This window comes from Mycobacterium sp., assembly GCF_050701675.1.
Taxonomy (GTDB): domain Bacteria; phylum Actinomycetota; class Actinomycetes; order Mycobacteriales; family Mycobacteriaceae; genus Mycobacterium.
In genome coordinates this window covers 1-5,169 of record NZ_JBOGDD010001141.1, presented here as the reverse complement: position 1 = coordinate 5,169, position 5,169 = coordinate 1, and the positions used below count along the sequence as shown (strand labels likewise).

The following is a 5,169-nucleotide window of genomic DNA, read 5'->3' as shown; positions in this document are numbered from 1 at the left end:
CGACGGGCCGCGGAAGTCGAAGAAGTAGGACACCCGGTTGGCGATGATCGAGCTCGTCGTGCCGGTGATGGCGTACGGGTGTGCGACCGCGGGATCGGACACCGACAGGAAGCTGTAGTCGTTGTTGGAGGCACCGACGTAGACGCCCACCGGACCGCCGCGCAGGCTGGAGGCCGGAATCCTGGCGTGCTCCAACGCTTCCCACGTGAGCTCCAGCGCCATCCGCTGCTGCGGATCGATGTTGTCGGCCTCCATCTTCGACAGTGCGAAGAACTCGGAGTCGAAGCCCTTGATATCCGACAGGTAGCCGCCGCGGGTACGGGCCTTGGCCACCCGCTCGGCGATCCTTGGCTCGTCGAGGAACTCCTCCCAGCGCCCATCGGGCAGGTCGGTGATGGCATCGACGCCGTCGAGCAGGGCCAGCCACATCTCGTCGGGGGTGTTCAGATCACCGGGGAACCGGGTGCCGATGCCCACGATCGCGATATCGTCGACGTCCTTGGTGCGCGACCAGTCGAAGTCCTCGTCGACGGGGGTCTCGTCTTCAGGGTCCCCCTCGACGATGACGGTGGCCAACGACTCGATCGTCGGGTTCCGGAACAGGACCGTCGCCGTCAATGTGACGCCGGTGTGATCCTCGATGTCACTGGCCAGCGCCACGGCATCCCGCGACGAGAGGCCCAGCTCGACCATCGGAGCGGACTCGTCGATGCCGTCGGCGGGTTGTCCGGTGGCGTCGGCGATCCAGTTGCGCAGGTACTCGCGCAGTTCGGCGACCGTCTTGTCGGTGCGAGCCGGCCGGTTTTCGGCCGCGGGAGGCAGCGAATCGGGTGAAGGCTGCGAATTGTCTTCGGTGTCAGTCATGTTCACACTTTCGCCGCCGTGCGGCCTGGTTCGACGAACCGACCGAGGGGTCAGTCCGACTGATCGGGGAAGTCGTTCGCGATCTTTCCGCTGCGCAGACTGCCGTCGAGGTATGCCGAACGGCAGGCGCGGCGACCGATCTTGCCACTCGAGGTCCGCGGAATCGCGCCAGCCGGAGTCAGCAGCACGTCGCGCACGGTGACGCCGTGACGGACCGCGATGGCGGCCCGGATCTCGTCGGCCACCGGCGCCAGGTCCATCTTGTTGGCGCCTGCCGCGCGCTCGGCGACGATGACGAGTTGCTCGGAGGTGTCGTCCGCGTTGCGCTTCAGGCCCGCGTGCGCGTTGTCGAACACCACGTCGGGCAGCTGGTTTGCGGGCACCGAGAACGCCGCGACGAAGCCGGTGCGCAGCGCTTTGCTGGCTTCCTGAGCCGAGTACTCGAGGTCCTGCGGGTAGTGGTTGCGGCCGTCGACGATCACCAGATCCTTGACGCGGCCGGTGATGTAGAGGTCGCCCTCGTGGAACGCACCGAAGTCACCGGTGCGCACCCACGTGACGTCGTCGGTCGCCCCCTCTGCGTGCGACGGGTTGGCCCTGGACTTGAGGATGTTCTCGAACGTGTCCCTGCTCTCGTCCGCCTTGCCCCAGTAACCGGTCCCCATGTTCTGGCCGCTGATCCAGACCTCGCCGATCTGCCCGTCGGGCAGCTCGGTGGCGGTCTCGGCGTCGACGATGGTCGCCCACTCGGCAACGCCGACCTTGCCGGCCGACGCCTGCGCGACGGCAGAGGGCGCGTCAGGGGCGACCTCGACGAAGCGGTACGCGTTGAGCTCTTCGCGGTCGACGTAGACCACCTTCGGCGGCTCATCGGTCGGGGTGGTGGAGACGAACAGCGTCGCCTCGGCCAGTCCGTAGGACGGCTTGATCGCCTTCGGGTTGAACCCGAAGGGGTTGAATGCCTCGTTGAAGCGAGCCACCGTGGCCGCGGAGATCGGCTCGCTGCCGTTGAGGATCGCCTTCACGTTCGACAGGTCCATCGGCGGCTCGCCGTCCTTGGGCACGCCGCGCGCCGCGGCGTGGTCGAACGCGAAGTTCGGCGCAACGGAGATGACGCCACCGGTGTCCTCGTCCTTGCGGGCCATCTCCCGGATCCACCGGCCGGGCCTGCGGACGAAGGCGGCGGGCGTCATGAACGTGATGTAGTGACCGACCACGGGCGGGATCATCGCCGTGACGAGGCCCATGTCGTGGAAGAACGGCAGCCACGTGACGCCGCGGTCACCCTCGTCGCCACCGATGCCCTCGATGACCTGAACGATGTTGGTGGCCAGGTTCAGGTGGGTGATCTGGACGCCGGTCGGGATGCGGGTCGAACCCGACGTGTACTGCAGATAGGCGATGGTGTCGTGGGTGACCTCTTCCGGCACCCAGGTGGCGCCGACGTCGTCGGGCACGGCGTCGACGGCGATGACGCGGGGCCGCTCCTTGGCGGGCCGGCTGCGGAAGAACTTCCGCACGCCCTCGGCGGAGTCGGTGGTGGTGAGGATGGCGGTGGGCTGGCAGTCGTCCAGCACGGCGTGCAGCCGGCCGACGTGTCCTGGCTCGGCCGGGTCGAACAGCGGGACGGCGATCCGGCCGCCGTACAGGACACCGAAGAACCCGACGAGGTAGTCCAGGTTCTGCGGGCAGAGGATGGCGACGCGGTCACCGGGCTGGGTGACCTGCTGCAGCCGGGCGCCGATCGCCTTGTTGCGGGCACTGAAGTCGCGCCAGCTCAGGTTCCGTGCGACGCCGTCGCGTTCGGTGGAGAAGTCGATGAACTGGTACGCGAGATTGTCACCCCGGACCGTCGCCCACTTCTCGACGTGACGGACCAGGTTGCCGTTGTCGGGAAACCGAATCAGGCCGTTCTTCAGGAACGGGTTGTGGATTCCCATTTCACTCCTCTACCTCAGCCGATCTCGCCCCGAAACCGGGCGAAGCCAAACCTCAAGATCGTACCGGAGCGCGGCCGCTGCGCTTCGGACCAACTGCGCAGGACACCCGTCGCGTTTCTCGAATGATGCTCTTACTTTTCTCTTAATGTTAGGTGACCTCGTGGCTTAGGCCAAATCCGCACCGGGCACCTTTCGACCGACAACGGTCCAGCAAAGACGGGTCGCCGGTCAGCCATGCTTGGGATGCGGAGCGTTGTCGATGAGGCCGTGCGCCCAAGCCGTCGTCCATTGCGTCGCGGTCTGCCCGTCGAGCACCCAGAACTCCGGCGTGTTGTACAGCGCGTGCACCGGCTGGCCCGCCCCTCCGCTGAGTGTCTCCAACGTCTTCGGCAGGTTCACGATCGAGAACGCGCCCTCTGGCGCCGAGCAGATCAGGTCGCCCGGCCCGCAGATCTGGTTGGTCCGGTCGTTGAGCGCCCCGAAGCCGCCGGGCCGAGGTCCGCTCATCGTCAAACCGAGCGCCGACAGCGTCGGCACTTCCTGCAAAGTGATCTCAGCTCCCTGACCCGGGGGGTTGGGGCCGATGTCCTGCCCGATGGCGTCCTGCCTGCGGCCGTCGGCGATCAACGTCACGCCGAGCACCAGATCCTGGTCGACGGGCCCGCGGCCGTTGCCGATGTCACTGGCGAGGTCGCCGGCGATGACCGCGCCCTGGGAGAACCCGACGATGACGTAACTGGTCAGGGGGCAGCGGTTGTTCATGTCGGTCAATGCCTGGATGGCGGCCTTGGTGCCCTCGGCGCGGCTGTCGTTGTACGACATCTGTTGATCCGCCGAGAACGGATTGTGGAACTGCGCTGTGTACGGAACCGTGTACTCGGCGACGCGGTCCTCACCGAAGGCCTGGCGCAGCGGGTTGGTGACGTTCAGCAGCAGCGCGATGGGAAACTGCGTCGGGTTCACGGGATCGAGCTGCGGCGAGGACTCCCAGGTGCCGGGAATCGACAACACCATCACGTCGGCGCAACTGGCGTCCTGGAACTCCGGTCGCGGCTTGGTCCCCGGCGTCGTCGGGATACCCGTCGGGGGCTGCGCAGACGGCGGCACCGCGGTCGATGGCAGCCCGTCCGGCTGCCGCATGTAGACCCATAGCCCGACGACTACGAGTGCGACCAGCACCGCGACTGCGCCGGCGGCGGCCAGGGCGAGGACACGGTGGCGCTTGCGTCGGCTTTTCTTGGCCATGAAGTGAGTGGGTCTCCTGCTAGCAGAGGGTGTGGGTGGCGATGCGAATGTAGTCGGCGGTGGCGGAGTTGACCTGACCCGCCGGTGGCGTCACCGAATGGGCGTAAGAATCCCTGACGTCACCGCGCACCATCGGCAGGACGAAGTCCCACACCGCTTGATCGCTCTGGTGTGCGGCCCGAGCCTGGCACACGTACGAGCCGATACTCAAAGCGGACAGCTCACTGGAGGGTTCCACGCCCGCTTCGCTCAAGTCGTCGAGGAACTCGCGCTGCACCGGGGTCACGACCATGTCCTGGTCTTCCCCCGGTTCCACCATGGGCGGCTGTCCGAACGTCTGCGCGCTGGTTCCCGGCGCCGCGGTCTCCGACGGAGGCATCCCGATGGTTGCCATGACGTCGTCGCCCATACCGCAACCGCTGACCACCAAAGCTGCACAAGCCATCACGGCACTTGCCGTTCGCGGTCCGCCGAGTTGCACGACTCCAACGTACCGGCTGGCTTCGGCACGACCCGGCAGCCGTTTGCCGAGCGCGCCGCCTGGCGTACCTACCTGATCGCGGCGGCGAGGTCGCCGGACAGCGCGGCGAGCTGCGGACCCCAGCTGCCCCAATCGTGTTGACCGGAGGTCGAGAAGTCGAAGTGCCCGTTGTGGCCACCCGCGCTGCGGTACTGCTGGTAGAAGGTGCGGTTGGTCCCCTGCGCCTGATCGCAGTAACCGATCATCGCCGCGGGGTCGGTGCACTCCAGCGCGGCCGGGCTGTATACCCACAGCCGGGTGTTGTTGTTGGCCAACAGTTGCGCATGCACGTTCGGCGAGTGCCACTTCCACCGCCCGAGCTGTGGCAGACCCCACATGTTGCGGGTATCCACCCCGCCGAACTGCGCGAGGCCCGCGGTGATCGCGCCATCCATCCCGGTGCGCTCCGGCGCAAGGAAGCCCGACATCGAGCCGGCGTAGCGGAACCGGTCCGGGTGGAAGGTCGCCAACGCCATGGCGCCGTAGCCGCCCTGCGCCGCTCCGACGGCGCCATGCCCACCGGGGGCCAGGCCCTTGTTGGCTGCCAGCCAGTCCGGCAACTCCTGGGACAGGAACGTGTCCCACTGCCTGCTGCCGTCC

The 5,169-nt window shown here is 67.3% G+C and carries 5 protein-coding genes; all 5 read right to left on the bottom strand.

Features of this window, described 5'->3' with window-relative positions:
* On the bottom strand, positions 1 to 864 hold an 864-nt coding region (locus ACRDUX_RS35360), incomplete at its 3' end, for a beta-ketoacyl synthase N-terminal-like domain-containing protein (RefSeq protein WP_526421271.1).
* 50 nt (positions 865 to 914) lie between these two features.
* A complete protein-coding gene (fadD32, locus tag ACRDUX_RS35355; RefSeq protein ID WP_526421269.1) occupies positions 915 to 2,804 on the bottom strand; it encodes a long-chain-fatty-acid--AMP ligase FadD32 in 1,890 nt (629 codons plus the stop codon).
* A gap of 228 nt (positions 2,805 to 3,032) precedes the next feature.
* On the bottom strand, positions 3,033 to 4,049 hold the full coding sequence (gene culp6, locus ACRDUX_RS35350; protein WP_526421267.1) for a carboxylesterase Culp6: 1,017 nt from the start codon (positions 4,047 to 4,049) through the stop codon (positions 3,033 to 3,035).
* Between the two features lie 19 nt (positions 4,050 to 4,068).
* Entirely contained in the window at positions 4,069 to 4,458 is a 390-nt protein-coding gene (locus ACRDUX_RS35345) for a DUF732 domain-containing protein (protein ID WP_526421265.1), read from the bottom strand.
* Positions 4,459 to 4,598: 140 nt separating this feature from the next.
* The coding region (locus ACRDUX_RS35340) for an alpha/beta hydrolase-fold protein (protein WP_526421263.1) at positions 4,599 to 5,169 on the bottom strand (571 nt) is incomplete at its 5' end.

Bases quoted from the DNA above. Each gene is read 5' to 3' on its own strand.
- fadD32 (WP_526421269.1), bottom strand. From the start codon at position 2,804: ATGGGAATCCACAACCCGTTCCTGAAGAACGGCCTGATTCGGTTTCCC.
- culp6 (WP_526421267.1), bottom strand. From the start codon at position 4,049: ATGGCCAAGAAAAGCCGACGCAAGCGCCACCGTGTCCTCGCCCTGGCC.
- ACRDUX_RS35345 (WP_526421265.1), bottom strand. From the start codon at position 4,458: ATGGGCGACGACGTCATGGCAACCATCGGGATGCCTCCGTCGGAGACC.